Source organism: Glutamicibacter halophytocola (genome assembly GCF_001302565.1).
Classification (GTDB): Bacteria; Actinomycetota; Actinomycetes; order Actinomycetales; family Micrococcaceae; genus Glutamicibacter; species Glutamicibacter halophytocola.
Genome location: NZ_CP012750.1, coordinates 1995937 through 2013662 on the forward strand (window position 1 = coordinate 1995937; position 17726 = coordinate 2013662).

The following is a 17726-nucleotide window of genomic DNA, read 5'->3' on the forward strand; positions in this document are numbered from 1 at the left end:
CTGCATCAATGCGGCGCGTGCACCCTGGCTCCCAATCCAAGCGCCGCTTTCCGTACAAACTCGTGCACAGGATGCAGGAATCTTGCGCACCACGGCAAAAGAACCGGATGAGGGCTGAGCAATTGCCCGTTCGCATAGGCTCTGCGCGAAACTTCCGGGTCATGATCGGCCCAATGCTCGATTCGCATCCAACGCACCGATAGCATCGAGACAGCAACAGTCCATCGTTCCAGGAGTTAAATCCCATGCCTCATAAGGTCAAAGCCGTTATTTCCCGCGTCAAGGACGCGCCGGTGGAGGTCGTCGACATCGTCGTTCCGGACCCAGGTCCCGGAGAAGTAGTCGTTGACGTGCTCACCACCGGTGTCTGCCACACCGACCTGCACTACAAGCTCGGTGGAATCGGCGACGAGTACCCCTACCTGCTGGGCCACGAGTCCACCGCAGTGGTCAGCCAGATCGGCGAGAACGTCACCAACGTCAACGTCGGCGACCGCGTCATCCTGAACTGGCGCGCAGTCTGCGGCCAGTGCCGCGCTTGCGCCAAGGGCCAGCCGAAGTACTGCTTCAACACCTTCAATGCCACCCAGAAGATGACCCTCGAAGATGGCACCGAGCTTTCCCCTGCTTTGGGCATTGGCTCCTTTGCCGAAAAGACCCTGGTCCACTCCGGCCAGTGCACCATCGTGGATGAGGACGCCGATCCAGCTGCCGTAGGCCTGCTCGGCTGTGGTGTCATGGCTGGCATCGGAGCTGCCATCAACACCGGCGAGGTCAAGCGCGGAGAATCCGTGGCCGTCATCGGCTGCGGCGGCGTGGGCGCGGCAGCGATTGCCGGCGCGCAGCTGGCCGGCGCGACCACCATCATCGCGGTGGACGTCAACGCAGACAAGCTGGAAGGCGCCAAGAAGTTCGGCGCCACCCACACCGTGGATTCCTCCAAGGTCGATGCCGTCGAAGCAATCCAGGAACTAACCGGCGGCTTCGGCGCCGACGTGGTCATCGACGCAGTGGGCCGCCCGGAAACCTACAAGCAGGCGTTCTACGCCCGTGACCTTGCCGGCCGCGTCGTACTGGTGGGCGTGCCCACCCCGCAGATGAAGCTGGAGCTGCCGTTGCTCGATGTATTCGGCCGCGGCGGATCGCTGAAGAGCTCCTGGTACGGCGATTGCCTGCCAAGCCACGACTTCCCAATGCTTGTCGAGCAGTACAAGCTGGGCCGCCTGGACCTGGACTCCTTCGTGACCGAGCGCATCACCATTGACCAGATCGAAGAAGCCTTCGCCAAGATGCATGAAGGAACCGTACTGCGCTCGGTGGTGGAACTCTGATGTCCGCACGTATCGAGAACGTCGTCACTTCCGGCACCTTTTCCCTGGATGGCGGCACCTGGGACGTGGACAACAACGTCTGGATCATCGGCGACGATTCGGAAGTGATGGTCATCGACCCGGCCCACGATATCGAGAAGATCCAGGAAGCCGTCGGCGAACGCGAGGTGATGGCAGTTCTGCTCACTCACGGACATGATGACCACATCCGCGCAGCCGGCGAATTCTCGGACATTGTCGATGCACCGCTGTTCCTCAACCCGGAGGATCGCATGCTCTGGGAAGCTGTTTATCCCGAGCGCGACGTGGACGCGGAAATCAGCGATGGGGACACCTTCACCATCGCTGGCACGACGCTCACCGCGATGCACACCCCCGGGCATTCGCCTGGCTCCACCTGCTTCTACGCAGAAGACCTGGGTGTGCTGTTCAGTGGCGACACGCTGTTTAACGGCGGCCCTGGGGCTACCGGCCGCAGCTATTCGAGCTTCGAGACGATCATCGAGTCGATCCGCGGCAAGCTGCTGGTCCTGCCCGAGCAGACCGTAGTCAACACCGGCCACGGCGATGCCACCACCATCGGCGCCGAGGCGCCGAACCTGGAGGAATGGATCAAGCGCGGGCACTAGCAGCGTGCTGCAGGGCAGGGGCAGTCGGCCATGGCGGTCGACTGCCCCTGCGCTTTAATTTCTTCTGACAGAGAATCAGTGTTTCAGCAGTGCTGGCGTGGCAAGATTAATCCCATGCCTGCACTTAAACGCCGCAAACCCGTGTTTCCATTGCTCATTGCCGCCGCAATGCTCTTAATTGCCGGCATCGCCGTGCTCTGGTGGGATAGCCAGCAAGAAGTCATTCTCTACATCGGATCCTATGAACCGCTGGAAGCTGGCTCTGGGTTCTACATTGGCCCGGGTCCCGCCGAAATCATCGGCTGGGTTCTGGCATTGCTCGGCGTTGGCGCGCTAGGCGTTGCCGCCGGATCGCTGCTTCGCCAGCTCGCTCCCTTCAAAGCCTGGTTCCTGGTTGCAGGACTGCTGCTGGCGGCAGCAGGCGTGGCAGCGATGATATGGGACTACAACCAGGTCCGGACCTTTGGCTGGTTTGCCTATGCGCCGTTGAGCAAATCAGAATTCCATCCGGCCAGCGCAACCCTGGTCCTGGGCAAACTGGGGATAGCCGCCGGAACTTTCCTGGCCGCCAGCTACCTGGGATTGCGGCACAGTTCCGCGCTCACCGGATCAGCTGCCAGCGACTAGAACAGCGAGTTGCTGTGCTCTTCGATCAGCTGCGGCGAATTATTGCGCACGTTGCCCACCGCGGTATCAACCTCGTGCATGGTCCATGCGGAGGCGACATCAAAAGCCTGGGCACGGATCTGCTCGATCAGCCCTTCGCCATCTTCCTCGGCCGGGTTCATCCAGCGGCCCATCATCTGATGGTCCAGCGGAATCGGCAGGCGATCGTGCAGGCCGGCCAATTCCCCCAGCACCCCGGGTTCCTCCGCCGACGGGGAATCCATGGTCATGATCGAGGTTGAAAGGATCCAGCTGCCATCCTCGTCCTTCCACCACTCATAGAGCCCGGCAAAGAAGATCAGCTTCCCGTCCTCCCGGTGCACGAAGAAGGGGCGCTTCTTGCTGCCTTCCTTCTTCCACTCGTAGTAGCCTTCCACCGGCACCACCGCGCGGCGCTTCTTCACCGCGGCGCGGAAGGTCGGCTTGCTGCTGGCGGTTTCGCTGCGCGCGTTGAAGGCGCGCACGCCCACCGAGAGTTCCTTCGCCCACCCGGGCACCAGGCCCCAGCGGGCCACGTGGATCTGGCGGTGCAGCTGATCGTCAATCAGCCGCTCGAGCACAATGGGCACATCGGTGGTCGGGGCGACGTTCCAAGACTGGCGCAGCTCCAGATTGGCATCCGCTTCGGCTTCGGCTTCTGCCACCAAATCGCCGATCGCCTTGGCCATCACATACCGTCCGCACATCATCCGCTCCTTTGCACCGGCACAGGGAAATCTGTTCACCAGTCTAGCTACCGGAATGGAAGAAATCAGCGAAGTTTTCTGCCCCAGCCGGGAACAAAGCGGACAGCGGTGCCGTTACATCTAGCATGAGCAACGAATTGAACCTTGACCAGTACGTTCCTGCCACTGGCGGGGTCACCATGTTTACCACCAGCTGGTGCGGTTACTGCCGCAACCTCAAGCGCCTCATGGATCAGAAGGGCGTGGCCTACACCGAAGTCAACATTGAGGAAGTCGAGGGCACCGCAGAGATCGTCGAGTCGTTCAACAACGGCAACCAGACCGTCCCGACCTTGATCTTCCCGGACGGCACCGCGGCCACTAATCCCCGGATTGAAGAAGTCGTCGAGCGCGTCGGCGCCTAGGAATTAAAACCAGAAATCGGTGCCTGAAAAAATCAGGCACCGATTTTTTGCTGCTCCGAACACTAGACCAGGCTGATGTGTTCGCGGTATTCCGCAAGCAGGGCTGCGATGAAGAGTTCGGTGGTCACCGTGCCCACCAGATCATTGGCAGCGCCAACCGTCGAGGGATCCATCGGCACATCCATCGCCTGGTACACCGCGTCAAGCACCTCGCGCAGGGGCTCGGAATCCTCGACGACAAAAACGGATGAGAACAACCACGCACCAGCCACTACTCGCTGAGCCGTGCCGACAAGTTTCACCGGGTAGCTGCGAGGAGAATCTGCCGTCGGCAGGCCATGGACCGAGTGCTCCCCAGGGCAGTACTCCCCCGGGATGGGGCCAACCTGGGCATCAACACCCAGGCGCGTCAACGCCCTGGCATAAATATCGGCAAAAACCTCAAAACGGCGCCGCTGCCCCATCACCGCTTCATGCTCCGGCTCAAGATGGTCAACGATCAGCGTTCCTTGGTGATATGCCGCGGCGCGCCCGCCAGCCTTGCGCACCAACGGGGCAAATCCCCGTTGCGCAGCTTCTTCCCGGGCAGCTTCATAGCCCGCCAGGCGAACATCGCGTTGCCCAAAAGCCAGGGTGGGGTCGGGACGGTACAGGCGCAAACTCGGTCCGCGGTCTGCCGACTGGACTTCGCGCAGCAGCTGGACACCACGTTCCAAATCTGCTGCAGGATCACCGCTAGGCTCTTCGAATTCCAGTGTCAACGGCGCATCCGACTGAGGATTGAACAAACTCATACTCCTGAGTCTAATTCAGCAGTTATCCGCCGGTGGAGTTGATGTCACAGTGCTCGCGTGCTGCCCAGCGGCAAATTTGGGCCATAATAAAAGGCGTGCCAAATTCTTCCACCCCTGTCATCCTGATCGGCGGACCTTCCGGATCGGGCAAGTCCTATCTCGCCTCCAAATACGGTAATCCGCATCTGCCGCTGGATGAGTACTACCGGCAGATCAGCGAAGACGGCAACCCCGTTGCATTCCCCCGTACGGCCTACGGAGAAATCGACTGGGACCATTCGGGCACATGGAACAAGGAAGCTGCCCTGAAGGCCATCGATGAGTTGCTGGAAAACGGAAGCACCATGGTTCCCAACTATTCGATCGCCACCTCCAGCTACAGCGGGCACAGGGAAATCCGCTCCAGCAACGGACCCATCGTCGCCGAAGGAATTTTCCTCTACGAGCTGCTTGAACCGCTACGCGAAAAGGGGATCAACGTACAGGCTTACTACGTTGACGAACCGGCATTGGTGACCGGAATTCGACGCTTCGTTCGCGACGTGGCGCAACGACGCAAACCGATCCTTTTCCTGCTCAAGCGAGGCTACGCGCTATTTCGAGTACATGGAGCGGATCGCGAAAAATACCGCGAACGCCAGTTCGTCTTGAAGTCCAAGCCTGAGCTCAAAAAGCTGCTCGCCCGGCTTTCCGCGTCATAGCCTGTCCCTAGCGCGAACGTACGGTCAAGATCTGTTCGGCCCGGCCAAATGGTCCGCTTTCATCGTGCAGCACCGTCGAGGTTAGGCCGATTCCGTCAGCACCGTAACTTTGCTGGACGTCGAGCCCCAGCCAAGATCCGGCAGGCTGCCGATACATATGGATCTGCAAATCGAGATTTGGATAAATCCAGGTTCCCTCATTCGGCTCGACACGAGGCGCCACACCGTTAGCGGTGTCGATCATTCCCACGAGCCTGGCCATATCCGAAGCATCCAAGGCATCAACCAGCGCGTAGTCGGTGCGCAGCCAAGCGATTCCCCTGCCTGGACGCCAGTCGTCATTCGAACGCAGTTCAATAGAACGGATATACCCGCCCGGCCAGCGTTCGCTAATCTTTTGGACCTCGCATTCTTCCGGGCCAGGAATTTTAGCGTCCTCGATCCCGGCAACGGCGCTTGAGTCGCCAGTAATCACGCGCCAGGCACGAGCGACAATACTGGTCCGCCCCTTGGCGGTCATTTCAGCTTCGACCAACTCGATGGTGCGGCCGGGGCGAATCATTCGTGTCGTGATTTCGAATTCTCCGGCATGTATTAAACCGTGGATCTCAAAGCTCAGCCGGGCGATACGCATGTCGTCACGTGGCTCAAAGTTTTCCAGCGCATAGGCCAGGATTCCAGAAGCTGGCCCCATATGCTGTTCATGCTCATTCCATGCGCCTTGGGCATGCCATGACGAGCGGTACCGGCCTTCTCCCAGAGATTCAAAATAAAAGTCGCCCTTGGCGAGAATCCTGTCGAGTTCCTCAGCGAGCTGGTGCGTCATTGCTGCCCTCCTGGCCTTATGAAAATCATTTGCGATGCACTCAGGTTATCCAAGAGCAACTGAAATCAATAGATTACCGATCTTTATCGTGTTCGTGCGCCCGCTGACCGGCACTGTCCATAATGCCCAGAATTTCGGCAACGCCATTCTTTGCCCACATCGCATGCGGCGTCATCGTGTCGAACTGGGCTGATTGACCGGCTTTCACGTGATAGGTGCGTTCCCCGAGCTGCAGCTGGATCTCTCCGAGCAGCACTGTGAACCATTCTTTCCCAGGGTGGATGCGCAATTCGCTTGGCGCCGGAGCTTTGGACGGGTCGATGCGCATTTTCGAGACGTTCACGCCGTTGACAGCGTCATCGGTGGACAGCTTCCACAGGGTGATCCCAGGCATGGTGATGGGCTCCGGGCGAATAATGATCTCGGCTTCGGAGGTGGCAACGAGCTCGTCCAGGCTTGTCTCTAGCGCCTTGGCCAGCGGTACCAGCTGGTCCAAGGCGATGCGCCGGCTGCCGGTTTCAATTCTGCTCAAGGTCGAAACGCTGAGTTGCGCCTTGCTAGCCAGGGCTTCCAGGGACCAGCCGCGATTCTGGCGCAGCGTGCGAATGCGATGGCGAATAATCTGGTCCACATCTAATTCTTGCGTCATGCGCAAAAGACTACACCTCCACGCGCAAAATATCGATAGCCTGTGAACCTGATCAATCAAGATACCCGGGAGGAATATCATGGAACATTTCGAAGCAATCATCATTGGCGGCGGCAGCGCAGGACTTGCAGCTTCGGTTGCCCTAGCGCGATCGCGACGAAGCGTGCTTGTGATCGATGAAGGGCACCCGCGTAATGAGCCCGCAGAACACGCGCACAACGTACTTGGGCAGGAAGGCACCAGCCCATTGAAGTTATTGGAACGAGGTCGCGTGGAAGCCCAAAACTACGGTGCCCGCATCACGGCCGGTACGGTGGATTCACTCTCAGGATCGCTTGACGAAGGATTCATGGTTCACGCCGGGAATCAGGTGTTTAGCGCCGAACGCATCGTTTTAGCCACCGGGCTCAAGGATGAACTTCCAAGGATTCCTGGCCTTCAGCAAGCATGGGGAACCTCCGCAATCCACTGCGCTTATTGCCATGGGTGGGAAGTTCGAGATCAGGAAATCCTTGTCATCGGCTGCGGGCCCATGAGCGCGCACCAAGCCATGATGTTCCAGCAATTGAGCTCCAAGATCACCTTCATTAATCATGCCCCTTCTGAGCTGAGCGAGGAAGGAGCGGCCCTCTTGGCCGACCTTGGCATTCCAGTGGTCAACCACGCAATCCAGGACCTGGAATTCGGCCAGTCGGGACAGCTGAAGGCCGCCAAGCTGGATAATGGCGAACGACTTCAGGCCCAATCGCTCATCGTAGCCAGCCGAATGGACGCCAATGCCGACCTCTACCTGTCACTGGGTGGCGAACTAAGCGAACATCCGCTTGGCACATTCATCAAAGCCAACGAGACCTGTGCCACCGAGGTTCCTGGGGTCTACGCCGTCGGCAACGCAAGCAACCTAGGGGCAATGGTCATGGCGGCCGCGGCCTCTGGCACTCTGGCTGGCGCTGCTATCAACGCCGACCTACTCAACTCAAAACTAGTAAAACCGTAGGAAGCGCACTCTTCGACATGCAGCAGCTATCCCGCCATGCTGGACAACCGCCAGGCGTGGCGGGATAGTTCATTTGGCGCCCCATCCCGCCGCACAGCGTACGCAGACTCGCCAACGTTGTACTCATCACTTCACACATCGAGCAGATCAATGGTAGGGTTGAATTGTTACCTCGACGCTTGCAGGTGTGATTCACCCGCCAGCAAGTGTTAGCAGTAGGATTTGTAGCACAGCCAACAAATCGTCTGTGCAATACAAATCGGTTCACCGATCTTCGGATTGATTGAACTCCTATCGAAACGAATTCTTCATCTTCTCTTCTTCACTGCAGATAAAACATCTCGACGCTTCTCAACGTCGTGCCTCTGTGGATTCCTTGTTCTACTCCGCTAGCGTGGGGTCATTACCCGTTAGCAGCCTGGATTCCGATGATGTTTAAGCTAGTGCAGCGACACCCGTTTTGGCCGGTACCGGCAAAATCAGTATTCGATTCTCCGTATCGACGGCAGGCGAATAGTTCTCGACAGCTCTGCTCGAGGTAACCCCCAAATTTTCCGATTCGGAACTTCGAATCGGCAACCGGGCCACAACGTGGCCAATCAATAAATAAGGAAATAACACTATGGCCACTGGCACCGTGAAATGGTTCAACGCTGAAAAGGGCTTCGGCTTCATCGCTCCTTCGGATGGATCTGCTGACGTTTTCGCACACTACAGCGCTATCCAGAGCTTCGGTTTCCGTAGCCTCGAAGAGGGCCAGACCGTTGAGTACACCCTGGAAGCTGGTCCAAAGGGCCCACAGGCTACCAACATTCAGGCTCGCTAAGAGACTTTCTTCAAAGGTGTAGTTCCCCCGCAAGGGCTGGAACTGCACCTTTGTTGCATTTAACCCCGGCCATTCATTCAGTTTCGGCGTGCCCTGGCCGGCGGTCGTTCCCTCAGAACGCCTACGCCAAGCAAACGGGCTGGTATCGCCGACAGCCGAGGAAAACGCCGAAAAATCATAGTTGCCGGAGCTGGCAAGATTATCTCGGCTGTTCCCCGCAGTACTTGCTTCAGCCCTCTATGCATTACTCGTTGCATGCCCTGCACAACAAAGGTGGGCACAGTTCGCCGACGCTGCACTCTGGCCAGATGCCGATCATCCAGCGTTGACGTGCGTAGTGGCTCTGCCAGAAGACGTGCTGCTGCTACTGCATCTTGAACAGCCAAATTCACGCCTACTCCCCCGACAGGACTCATCGCATGCGCCGCATCCCCAATGCATAACAGCCCTGGCTGCCACCACTTTCGCGCTCGATTCAGTTTAACGTCCAATAATTTCGCATCTTCGAGGCTCAAGCCAGCGACTCCCTCTACCAGCTCTGGGGCAGCCTTCGTGATCGATTGGCGCCAAGGATCAACACCCAGGCTTCGCAATTCAGCATCCTTGCCCTTAGGCAAGATCATTGCAGTCTGCACATAACCGGTTCGCGGGATCAAAACGAACATTCGGCCCTTCACGAATGCTGGCGACAACGTATATTGGCGTTTCAACTTGCCAGGGACTTTGAACCACCAAACATCAATCGGGACCGAAAATTCTTTCATCGCAATAGCAGCAGAATCACGAACACGCGACCACCTGCCGTCTGCTGCAATAGTCAGCCCGGCCCTCAACTCGTGATCGCCATCTGGCCCAGAATATCGAACCCCAACGATTTTTCCCGATTCGCTCAGCACATCGGTGACCTCGCAATTCAAGCGAAGTTCAAAAAGCTCTTCTGCCTCACCAGCGCGCGCTAAAAGATCCAGAAAATCCCATTGGGGAGCCATGGCGATATATGGATACGGGTGTTGCAGCTTCGACAAGTCCACCACTGTGACAGGTGAACCGTCCTGAGCGGGAAATTGCGCCTGCGTAACCTTATTGAACTTGATCTGCTCGAACTGATTCATCAATCCAAGTTCATCGAGCAACAGCAATGTAGATGGGTGGATAGTATCTCCACGAAAGTCCCTGAGGAAATCAGCATGTTTTTCAAATACCGTCACGGGAACTCCGGATCGTGCCAGCAGGAGGCCTGCCACCATCCCGGCAGGCCCTCCCCCAACGATGATGCAACTGGTGGCGGACTTCATCGGTATTCCTTTCGGAAGCTGTCTACTGGCTTCCACCTTGTCACCAATTCCCTCGCCTGAATAGTGCACACAGCGCTTTCAGGATGAGTTGGCCTGGGACTTGCAGAGGAATTGCCGTGCCCTACCCGTGAGCGTGGCACAGCGGGTGGCTCAAACAGCATTATTCGACGGCGGGCGCATTAATACGACGGGACTCGACTGCTCCCGCAACAGCATATCGCTCGTCTCTGGCAGCGATCCGTTGCCCTCTTTTAATATGGAGAAATGGTTCAAGCTTCCACCAGGCCGGAATAGACGGCATTGAAGCCGCAACATCTTTGCGTCTTAGCCAGCAGGCGAAAGCCTAGGTGCCGGGCCCAACCGCTGATTGACTAGCCGCAAATCGTGCATCGCCGGGTGTTTTCCCCGTTTCTTCCTCCGCACAAAGGTGCCAAGGATACCCGCGCAGATCTTCCTGAATTTTCACAAAATACTATTGGTTCACCGCTGCCAATAAATGGGCATAAAAACGGCCAGGACTTGCAGAATGCTGCAAGTCCTGGCCGCTGGTTGGCCGATTCAGGCCATTCTAGGATTCTGAACTAGAAATCCCAGTCTTCGTCCTCGGTGTTCACTGCCTTGCCGATAACGTAGGAAGAACCGGATCCCGAGAAGAAATCGTGGTTCTCGTCGGCGTTCGGGCTCAACGCAGCCAAGATGGCTGGCGAGACGTCGGTGACGGTTGCAGGGAACATTGCCTCGTAGCCCAGGTTCATCAGGGCCTTGTTGGCGTTGTAGTGCAGGAACTTCTTGACGTCCTCGGACAGGCCTACTGGATCATAAAGATCATGGGTGTACTGGACTTCGTTTTCGTACAGCTCGAACATCAGCTCGAAGGTGTAGTCCTTCAGTTCCTGCTTGCGCTCTTCGCTGGCGCCTTCCAAGCCCTTCTGGAACTTGTAGCCGATGTAGTATCCGTGAACAGCCTCGTCACGGATGATCAGGCGGATCAAGTCTGCGGTGTTGGTCAGCTTCGCGTGCGAGGACCAGTGCATTGGCAGGTAGAAGCCCGAGTAGAACAGGAACGATTCGAGCAGGGTCGAGGCGATCTTGCGCTTGAGCGGATCTTCACCGTGGTAGTAGCTCTCAATGATCTGCGCCTTCTTCTGCAGGTTCACGTTCTCCGTGGACCAGCGGAAAGCCTCATCGATTTCCTTGGTCGAGGCCAAGGTCGAGAAGATCGAGGAGTAGCTCTTGGCGTGCACCGATTCCATGAAGGCGATGTTGGTGTACACGGCTTCTTCATGCGGGGTGATCGCATCCGGGATCAGCGAGACCGCGCCAACGGTTCCCTGCAGGGTGTCCAGCAAGGTCAAGCCGGTGAACACGCGCATGGTCAGCAGCTTTTCATCTTCGGTCAAGGTCGCCCACGACTGGATGTCGTTGGACAGCGGCACCTTCTCGGGAAGCCAGAAGTTATTAACGAGGCGGTTCCATACCTCCACGTCCTTCTCGTCCTGGATACGGTTCCAGTTGATAGCTTCAACCTTGTGGGTGAGCTGAATCTTCTCGGTCATTGCCCCTCATCGATCAGCAGAAAATATGCAAAAAATATACAGTCAGACTGGCTTAAATCCTACCGCTTCTGCGCCTTAAAACATAACCTTTGACTCTGTGATTCTTGCCGTCTTATCGCCTTTGACTAGGCATTTAAATACAACCAGCTGCCAATTCTCTTGGAGAATTGGCAGCTGGTTGCTCAATTGGCTAAGGCCTTGGCCGCAGCCTGAAGTTCCGGGTTACAGTGCGCAGGAAACGCAACCCTCAACTTCGGTGCCTTCCAGAGCCATCTGGCGCAGGCGAATGTAGTACAGGCTCTTAATGCCCTTGCGCCATGCGTAGATCTGGGCCTTGTTGATGTCACGAGTGGTGACGGTGTCCTTGAAGAACAAGGTCAGCGACAAGCCCTGGTCTACGTGCTGGGTTGCAGCGGCGTAGGTGTCAATGATCTTCTCGTAGCCGATTTCGTAGGCATCCTCGTAGAAATCGATGTTCTCGTTGTTCATGTAAGGAGCCGGGTAGTAAACGCGGCCGATCTTACCTTCCTTGCGGATCTCGATCTTCGCTGCGACCGGGTGGATCGAGGAAGTCGAGTTGTTGATGTACGAGATCGAACCGGTGGGAGGCACAGCCTGCAGGTTCTGGTTGTAGATGCCGTGCTCCATAATCGAAGCCTTCAGAGCGTTCCAGTCTTCCTGGGTAGGAATGTGGATGTCTGCGAAGAGTTCGCGCACGCGCTCGGTGGCCGGCGCCCACTGCTGATCGGTGTACTTGTCGAAGAATTCTCCCGACGCGTACTTCGAGTTCTCGAAATTATCGAAGGTCTCGCCACGTTCCATGGCGATCTTGTTCGATGCGCTCAAGGCGTGGAACAGGACCGTGTAGAAGTAGATGTTGGTGAAATCGATGCCTTCTTCGGAACCGTAGTAGATGTGCTCGCGGGCAAGGAAGCCATGCAGGTTCATCTGGCCCAGGCCGATAGCGTGCGACTTCTTGTTGCCGTCGGCAATCGAAGGTACCGAAGCGATGTAGGACATGTCCGACACTGCGCTCAATGCCCGAATGGCAATTTCCACCGAACCGGCAAGGTTCTTGCCGTCCATGGCCTTGGCAATGTTCATCGAGCCCAAGTTGCAAGAAATGTCCTTGCCAATCTTGGAGTAGCTCAAGTCGTCGCCAAATTCGGAAGCCGAGGAAACCTGCAAGATCTCCGAGCAGAGGTTCGACATCGTGATGCGGCCAGCAATCGGGTTGGCCTTGTTCACCGTGTCCTCGAACATGATGTACGGGTAGCCGGACTCGAACTGGATCTCTGCCAGGGTCTGGAAGAATTCACGCGCGCTGATCTTGGTCTTCTTGATCCGCGAGTCATCGACCATCTCGTAGTACTTCTCAGTTACCGAGATTTCGCTGAATGGCACGCCGTAAACGCGTTCCACGTCGTACGGGCTGAAGAGGTACATGTCTTCGTTCTTGCGAGCCAGCTCGAAGGTGACATCCGGGATGACAACACCCAGCGACAGGGTCTTAATGCGGATCTTCTCATCCGCGTTCTCGCGCTTGGTGTCCAAGAAGCGGTAGATATCAGGGTGGTGTGCGTTCAGGTACACGGCACCGGCACCCTGGCGTGCGCCAAGCTGGTTAGCGTAGGAGAAGGAATCTTCCAGAAGCTTCATTACAGGGATGACGCCGGAGGATTGGTTCTCGATCTGCTTGATCGGTGCACCGTGCTCACGCAGGTTGGTCAGCGACAGGGCCACGCCGCCGCCGCGCTTGGACAGCTGCAGCGAGGAGTTCACTGCACGGGCGATCGATTCCATGTTGTCTTCAATGCGAAGCAGGAAGCAGGAAACCAGTTCGCCACGCTGCGCCTTGCCGGCGTTGAGGAAGGTAGGGGTTGCAGGCTGGAAGCGGCCGTCGATGATTTCATCAACCAGCTGGGTAGCCAGCTTCTCGTCGCCACGAGCCAGGTGCAGGGCAACCATGCATACGCGGTCTTCGTAGCGTTCCAGGTAGCGCTTGCCATCAAAAGTCTTCAGGGTGTACGAGGTGTAGAACTTGAACGCGCCCAAGAAGGTTTCGAATCGGAACTTCTTGTTGAAGGCGTGTTTGAACAAGTCGCGGATGAAGTTCATCGAGTACTGGTCAAGCGTTTCGCGCTCGTAGTATTCGTGCTTCACGAGGTATTCGAGCTTCTCGTCAAGATCGTGGAAGAACACGGTGTTGTTGTTCACGTGATCCAGGAAGTACTGGCGGGCTGCATAGCGGTCCACCTCGAACTGGATCTTTCCATCTGGACCGTAAAGGTTCAGCATGGCGTTCAGATCGTTGTAGCTCAAGCCCTGGAACTGGGCTGGGAGCTCCTTTGAGCTCGTCATCGTTCCTGCCAATTCTGCGACGCTGGTGTCCAAAAGGTTTCAAGCCCTTCTTTGACGTTGAGAACGTCTTCCGAGGTTCCCATAAGTTCGAATGTATAAAGTACGGGTACGCTGCATTTCTGGGCAATACGCTTAGCCGCGATGCAGTAGTACTCGCCGAAGTTTGTGTTTCCCGCGCCGATTACACCGCGAAGGTTTGCCCGATTTTCGTCATGCCGCAGGAACTTCATAATTTGCGGGACAATTGAATGCTTGCCTCGTTCTCCACCATAGGTGGGGATGAGCAATACATACGGAGCAGTGGAGATGAGCTGCGGTTCGGTCGCAAAAACCGGAATCCGAGCCGCATCCATCTCAAGTTTTTCCACGAATCTCTTGGTGTTCTCCGAAACCGATGAAAAGTAGATCAGATTCGATTTCGTGAACTCGACTGGTTCGCGGGCCTCAGCGTTCTGCTTGTCAGCAAGAGCTGTGGGTGACATCCTCTTTCGCCTCCACTGCAAAGTGAGCGGAATGGGCTCGTGCTCTAGTTGGCTGGAGCCAGCAATTCGATCTTGTCTGGGCGGAAGCCCGACCAGTGATCATCGTCGGTAACGACGACAGGTGCCTGCATGTACCCCAAGCCACGTACGTGCTCCAAGGCAGTGGCATCCTGTGAGATGTCAACCTTGTTGTACTCGACACCCTTCTTATCCAACGCGCGGTAAGTAGCGTTGCACTGAACGCAGGAAGGCTTCGTGTAAACCGTGATGGCCATGTCCCTGATCCCCTTTAGAAATTCTTGATGTTGGCCGGATTCCCTCTTGTTGAGGGAAAGTCCCAGCTGTCCTTTCGGATGCCTCAAAAACACGGTTTCCGAGGTGCTACTGGTGCGAGCCGCACCAACGGGTTCAATACTACATGTTGTGTTTTGCCGGTCAAGCGGCCACAACATGATGTATTACAAGTATGTCATTCTTCCCCCACAACGTCCACAGGAACTGTGGATATTCGACCCCGTTTAAACCGCGATTTCTCGCGGTCTGCCGAACTTTGTCCACAGCCCTGCCGCTGGCGCATGTGGTTTAAAAATTCTTGTTGTGAGATGTTCCTCGGCGTGTTCCACTCCCATATCTAGTTGCGCCCTCCCATGGGCTGCCACTACATATAGTTTCGCTCGCACGACCGACAGTTTGAGCGCCCTGCGCTCGCACTGTGCACAACGCAGCGCAAAGGGCGGCCAGCTGTTTCCAGCTGTCCGCCCTTTGCGCTGCACCTAGGTGGACGCCAGGCCACCCGTTATTCAGGCGTAGTTGCGTGCTCCGAAGATCCCTTGGCCCACACGCACCACGGTGGCGCCTTCGGCGATAGCGAGCTCATAGTCGCCGCTCATGCCCATCGACAGGTGCTTGAAGCCCTCAGGGGCTTCTGGCTGCAGCTGCTGCAAGGTGTGGCGCAAGGAGGCGAAGCTGCTGCGAACCTGCTGCTCGTTGGTGGTGTTGGCCGCCATGGTCATCAGCCCCACGGGCGTGAGCCGATCCAGCGGCGCCAAGGAGGCCAGCAGCCCGGCGGCCTCGGAAGCCAGAACCCCCGATTTGCTTTCCTCGCCGGATGTATTGACCTGGATGAAGACTTCCAGCGTGCGATCCTCCAGCTCCAGGCGGCGTTGCAGCGTCTGGGCAAGCTTCAAGGAGTCCAGGGCATGGAATTCGTCGGCGAACTGCGCCACGAACTTCGCCTTGTTCGTCTGGAGGGGGCCGATGACGGCATAGCGCAGGTGCGGGAAACGCTCATGGAAGCTCTCGTACTTGCCTTGCGCCTCTTGCACCTTGTTCTCCCCCAAGGTATCCACCCCGGCGGCAATAGCCAGTTCCAGGCGTTCGACGCCGATGGTCTTGGTCACCGGCAGCAAGCGCACGGAGCCGGCCTCGCGGCCCGCAACAGTGCACGCGGCGGCGATGCGCTGGTTGACCGCTGCCAGGTTGCGAATGAAATCCTCGGTAGTAGCCGCATGGGCGGCAGCTGGTTGCGAAGTCAAAACGCCAACTTTCTCGATCTGCAAAAGTGTTGCTGGCGCCAAAAAGGCGCCAGCAACAAGCATAGGCATAAACGCCTAGAACATTTGCCGCCAATTGGTCTTCGCCAGATCCAGCAATTCGTCTCCGCGTCCCGAAAGCACCGTGCGGATGGCGTAGAGCGCAAAGCCCTTGGCCTGTTCCAGCTTGATGTTCGGCGGCATCGACATCTCCTGGCGGTCGGTGACAACGTCGAGCACCGCGGGCCCATCGTGCGCCAAGAACTCCCTGATGGTGGATTCCAGCTGGGCGGAGTCATCCACCCGATACCCCTTCAACCCCGCGGCGGTGGCAACGGCGCCAAAATCCGGGTTGTGCAGGTCGGTGGCATAGGTGACGAATCCGGCCGCCTTCATTTCCAGCTCGACGAAGTTCAACGAGGAATTATTAAAGACCACGATCTTCACCGGCAGCTTGTTCTGGGTCGCGGTCAGCAGCTCGCCGAGCATCATCGACAACCCGCCATCGCCGGCAAAGGCGATCACTTGCCGTTTGCGGTCGATCGCCTGGGCGCCGAGCGCGTGGCACAGCGCGTTGGCCATGGAGCCATGGTTGAAGGAGCCCAGGACCCGCCGCTTGCCGGTCATCGTCAGGTAACGGGCCGCCCAGATCACCGGCGAGCCGACATCCGCGGTGAAGATCGTGTCCTCATCAGCGGCCTGGTCGATCAGCCTGGCCAGGTATTGCGGATGAATGGCCGCGCCCGGCTTGGATCCGGTGGCCAATTCATCGAGCTTGGCCCTGGTCTTGCGGTAATGCTCCAAGGCATTATCCAAGTGCTTGCGATGCGTTTGCACCGGCAGCAGCGCATTCAGCGCGGCGGCAGTGTCCTTCACCGTGCCCACCAGCGGAACATCCACCCGGGTGCGGCGGCCAATCTGCTCGCCGCGGATATCCACCTGGATGATCGTGGCATCCTGCGGATAGAACTGCTGGTACGGGAAGTCGGTGCCCAGCATGAGCAGCACATCGCACTCCGCGATGGCCTTGGCCCCTGAGGCAAAGCCCAGCAGGCCGGTCATCCCCACATCAAAGGGGTTCTCGTACTCGATATGATCCTTGCCGCGCATGGCGTGCACGATCGGGGCCGCCAGCTTGTCCGCCAGCGCGATCACCTCGTCATGGGCACCGGCCACCCCGGCGCCGGCCAGGATGGTGACCTTCCGCGACTCCTCAAGGATCTCCGCGGCCTGCTCCAGCTCCTGCTCATTGGGCAGGACCCGGGGGCTGGTCTTGGCGATGCGCTGGGTGGCGGTGCGCTCCATTTCCGACAGGGCGACATCTCCGGAAATCACCAGCACGGCGACCCCGCGCTTTTCGATGGCCTCGCGCATGGCGATGCGCAAGATCCTCGGCATCTGCTTGACGTCGGAAACCTGCTCTGCGTAGACCGAGCAGCCGCGGAAAACTTCCACCGGATTGGTTTCCTGGAAATAGTTGGAGCCGATCTCCTCGGTGGGGATCTGCGCCGCAATGGCCAGCACCGGAACCCGGGAGCGATTCGCGTCGTAGAGCCCGTTGATCAGGTGCAGATTGCCCGGTCCGCATGAGCCCACGCAGACTGCCAGCTCCCCGGTGATTTCGGCTTCAGCCGCGGCGGCGAAGGCGGCAGCTTCCTCATGGCGGTGGTGCACCCATTCCATGTGCCCGTTCTCCCGCAAGGCATCGGTCAGGCCATTGAGCGAGTCGCCCGGGATGCCGTAGATTCGGCGCACCCCCTGGGTGTCGAGCTGTTCAATCAGGTGGTCGGCTACGTTAGGCAAAACATTCCTCCTGCACACAATTTTCCAGTGGGTCTATTGCCCACCCTACTGCGCGGTTCTGCCTTGTGCCATGGATTTGCGGCGCCAAGCCGGGTTCCGCCAGACACACTCCCAGGTGTCGCGCCACACATCACCGGTGCGGCCCACGATCCAGCTGGCCCATGGCGCAAAAGAGCGCCGCCGCATGG

At 57.9% G+C, this 17726-nt stretch carries 18 protein-coding genes; 7 read left to right on the plus strand and 11 right to left on the minus strand.

All coding sequences use genetic code 11. The features are described 5' to 3' along the window. Positions 1-245 precede the first annotated feature (245 nt). The 3 genes from AOZ07_RS09165 to AOZ07_RS09175 all read left to right on the plus strand — a co-directional run bounded on the left by AOZ07_RS09165 (position 246) and on the right by AOZ07_RS09175 (position 2587). Positions 246-1331 carry an S-(hydroxymethyl)mycothiol dehydrogenase gene (locus AOZ07_RS09165; RefSeq protein WP_060701723.1) on the plus strand — a complete coding sequence of 362 codons (1086 nt, stop codon included), beginning with the start codon at positions 246-248 and terminating at the stop codon, positions 1329-1331. Further along, a complete protein-coding gene (locus tag AOZ07_RS09170) occupies positions 1331-1960 on the plus strand; it encodes an MBL fold metallo-hydrolase (RefSeq protein WP_060701724.1) in 630 nt (209 codons plus the stop codon). Before AOZ07_RS09165 ends, AOZ07_RS09170 begins: the two co-directional genes overlap by 1 nt. A gap of 114 nt (positions 1961-2074) precedes the next feature. Continuing rightward, positions 2075-2587 carry a hypothetical protein gene (locus AOZ07_RS09175; protein ID WP_171919768.1) on the plus strand — a complete coding sequence of 171 codons (513 nt, stop codon included), beginning with the start codon at positions 2075-2077 and terminating at the stop codon, positions 2585-2587. Here AOZ07_RS09175 and AOZ07_RS09180 read toward each other — a convergent pair. After that, positions 2584-3312, minus strand: coding sequence for an SOS response-associated peptidase (locus AOZ07_RS09180; RefSeq protein WP_084793198.1), 729 nt, complete (start codon positions 3310-3312; stop codon positions 2584-2586). The genes AOZ07_RS09175 and AOZ07_RS09180 overlap by 4 nt on opposite strands. A 125-nt stretch (positions 3313-3437) precedes the next feature. Here AOZ07_RS09180 and AOZ07_RS09185 point away from each other — a divergent pair, with 125 nt between their 5' ends. Continuing rightward, the gene (locus AOZ07_RS09185) at positions 3438-3716 is read left to right on the plus strand and encodes a mycoredoxin (RefSeq protein ID WP_060701727.1); all 279 of its coding nucleotides are present in this window, start codon (positions 3438-3440) and stop codon (positions 3714-3716) included. A 62-nt stretch (positions 3717-3778) separates the two neighbouring features. On the opposite strand, the gene AOZ07_RS09190 is transcribed toward AOZ07_RS09185, so the two are convergent. Continuing rightward, positions 3779-4510 (minus strand): lipoate--protein ligase family protein, encoded by a 732-nt coding sequence (locus tag AOZ07_RS09190; RefSeq protein WP_060701728.1) that lies wholly within the window; start codon positions 4508-4510, stop codon positions 3779-3781. A 95-nt stretch (positions 4511-4605) separates the two neighbouring features. On the opposite strand from AOZ07_RS09190, the gene AOZ07_RS09195 reads away from it, so the two are divergent. Then, positions 4606-5211 carry a uridine kinase family protein gene (locus tag AOZ07_RS09195; protein ID WP_060701729.1) on the plus strand — a complete coding sequence of 202 codons (606 nt, stop codon included), beginning with the start codon at positions 4606-4608 and terminating at the stop codon, positions 5209-5211. 7 nt (positions 5212-5218) lie between these two features. On the opposite strand, the gene AOZ07_RS09200 is transcribed toward AOZ07_RS09195, so the two are convergent. Together AOZ07_RS09200 and AOZ07_RS09205 are read right to left on the minus strand one after the other, a co-directional pair. Beyond that, positions 5219-6037 (minus strand): thioesterase family protein, encoded by an 819-nt coding sequence (locus tag AOZ07_RS09200; RefSeq protein ID WP_060701730.1) that lies wholly within the window; start codon positions 6035-6037, stop codon positions 5219-5221. Positions 6038-6110: 73 nt separating this feature from the next. Then, a complete protein-coding gene (locus AOZ07_RS09205) occupies positions 6111-6686 on the minus strand; it encodes a helix-turn-helix domain-containing protein (protein ID WP_060701731.1) in 576 nt (191 codons plus the stop codon). 79 nt (positions 6687-6765) lie between these two features. Between AOZ07_RS09205 and AOZ07_RS09210 the strand changes: the two genes are divergently transcribed. Next, complete coding sequence (locus AOZ07_RS09210) at positions 6766-7683, plus strand: NAD(P)/FAD-dependent oxidoreductase (protein ID WP_060701732.1); 918 nt, start codon at positions 6766-6768, stop codon at positions 7681-7683. Positions 7684-8305: 622 nt separating this feature from the next. Then, entirely contained in the window at positions 8306-8509 is a 204-nt protein-coding gene (locus AOZ07_RS09215) for a cold-shock protein (protein ID WP_013349123.1), read from the plus strand. A 77-nt stretch (positions 8510-8586) separates the two neighbouring features. On the opposite strand, the gene AOZ07_RS09220 is transcribed toward AOZ07_RS09215, so the two are convergent. The 7 genes from AOZ07_RS09220 to poxB form a co-directional block, all read right to left on the minus strand. Continuing rightward, positions 8587-9804: an FAD-dependent oxidoreductase gene (locus tag AOZ07_RS09220; protein ID WP_060701733.1), complete on the minus strand. Its 1218-nt coding sequence runs from the start codon at positions 9802-9804 to the stop codon at positions 8587-8589. 581 nt (positions 9805-10385) lie between these two features. Next, positions 10386-11360, minus strand: a complete 975-nt coding sequence (gene nrdF, locus AOZ07_RS09225; RefSeq protein ID WP_060701734.1) for a class 1b ribonucleoside-diphosphate reductase subunit beta — start codon at positions 11358-11360, stop codon at positions 10386-10388. A 222-nt stretch (positions 11361-11582) separates the two neighbouring features. Beyond that, a complete protein-coding gene (nrdE, locus tag AOZ07_RS09230) occupies positions 11583-13721 on the minus strand; it encodes a class 1b ribonucleoside-diphosphate reductase subunit alpha (RefSeq protein ID WP_060701735.1) in 2139 nt (712 codons plus the stop codon). Next, entirely contained in the window at positions 13718-14203 is a 486-nt protein-coding gene (gene nrdI, locus AOZ07_RS09235; protein WP_060701736.1) for a class Ib ribonucleoside-diphosphate reductase assembly flavoprotein NrdI, read from the minus strand. The genes nrdE and nrdI overlap by 4 nt, the downstream gene beginning before the upstream one ends. A gap of 44 nt (positions 14204-14247) precedes the next feature. Next, positions 14248-14478 carry a glutaredoxin-like protein NrdH gene (gene nrdH / locus AOZ07_RS09240; RefSeq protein ID WP_060703392.1) on the minus strand — a complete coding sequence of 77 codons (231 nt, stop codon included), beginning with the start codon at positions 14476-14478 and terminating at the stop codon, positions 14248-14250. 525 nt (positions 14479-15003) lie between these two features. Next, positions 15004-15738 carry a YggS family pyridoxal phosphate-dependent enzyme gene (locus tag AOZ07_RS09245; RefSeq protein ID WP_060703393.1) on the minus strand — a complete coding sequence of 245 codons (735 nt, stop codon included), beginning with the start codon at positions 15736-15738 and terminating at the stop codon, positions 15004-15006. 75 nt (positions 15739-15813) lie between these two features. Next, a complete protein-coding gene (gene poxB, locus AOZ07_RS09250; protein ID WP_060701737.1) occupies positions 15814-17538 on the minus strand; it encodes a ubiquinone-dependent pyruvate dehydrogenase in 1725 nt (574 codons plus the stop codon). Between the last annotated feature and the right edge of the window lie 188 nt (positions 17539-17726).

Coding starts and splice junctions, on each gene's coding strand:
- AOZ07_RS09165 (WP_060701723.1), top strand. CDS start 246: ATGCCTCATAAGGTCAAAGCCGTTATTTCCCGCGTCAAGGACGCGCCG.
- AOZ07_RS09170 (WP_060701724.1), top strand. CDS start 1,331: ATGTCCGCACGTATCGAGAACGTCGTCACTTCCGGCACCTTTTCCCTG.
- AOZ07_RS09175 (WP_171919768.1), top strand. CDS start 2,075: ATGCCTGCACTTAAACGCCGCAAACCCGTGTTTCCATTGCTCATTGCC.
- AOZ07_RS09180 (WP_084793198.1), bottom strand. CDS start 3,312: ATGTGCGGACGGTATGTGATGGCCAAGGCGATCGGCGATTTGGTGGCA.
- AOZ07_RS09185 (WP_060701727.1), top strand. CDS start 3,438: ATGAGCAACGAATTGAACCTTGACCAGTACGTTCCTGCCACTGGCGGG.
- AOZ07_RS09190 (WP_060701728.1), bottom strand. CDS start 4,510: ATGAGTTTGTTCAATCCTCAGTCGGATGCGCCGTTGACACTGGAATTC.
- AOZ07_RS09200 (WP_060701730.1), bottom strand. CDS start 6,037: ATGACGCACCAGCTCGCTGAGGAACTCGACAGGATTCTCGCCAAGGGC.
- AOZ07_RS09205 (WP_060701731.1), bottom strand. CDS start 6,686: ATGACGCAAGAATTAGATGTGGACCAGATTATTCGCCATCGCATTCGC.
- AOZ07_RS09210 (WP_060701732.1), top strand. CDS start 6,766: ATGGAACATTTCGAAGCAATCATCATTGGCGGCGGCAGCGCAGGACTT.
- AOZ07_RS09215 (WP_013349123.1), top strand. CDS start 8,306: ATGGCCACTGGCACCGTGAAATGGTTCAACGCTGAAAAGGGCTTCGGC.
- AOZ07_RS09220 (WP_060701733.1), bottom strand. CDS start 9,804: ATGAAGTCCGCCACCAGTTGCATCATCGTTGGGGGAGGGCCTGCCGGG.
- nrdF (WP_060701734.1), bottom strand. CDS start 11,360: ATGACCGAGAAGATTCAGCTCACCCACAAGGTTGAAGCTATCAACTGG.
- nrdE (WP_060701735.1), bottom strand. CDS start 13,721: ATGACGAGCTCAAAGGAGCTCCCAGCCCAGTTCCAGGGCTTGAGCTAC.
- nrdI (WP_060701736.1), bottom strand. CDS start 14,203: ATGTCACCCACAGCTCTTGCTGACAAGCAGAACGCTGAGGCCCGCGAA.
- nrdH (WP_060703392.1), bottom strand. CDS start 14,478: ATGGCCATCACGGTTTACACGAAGCCTTCCTGCGTTCAGTGCAACGCT.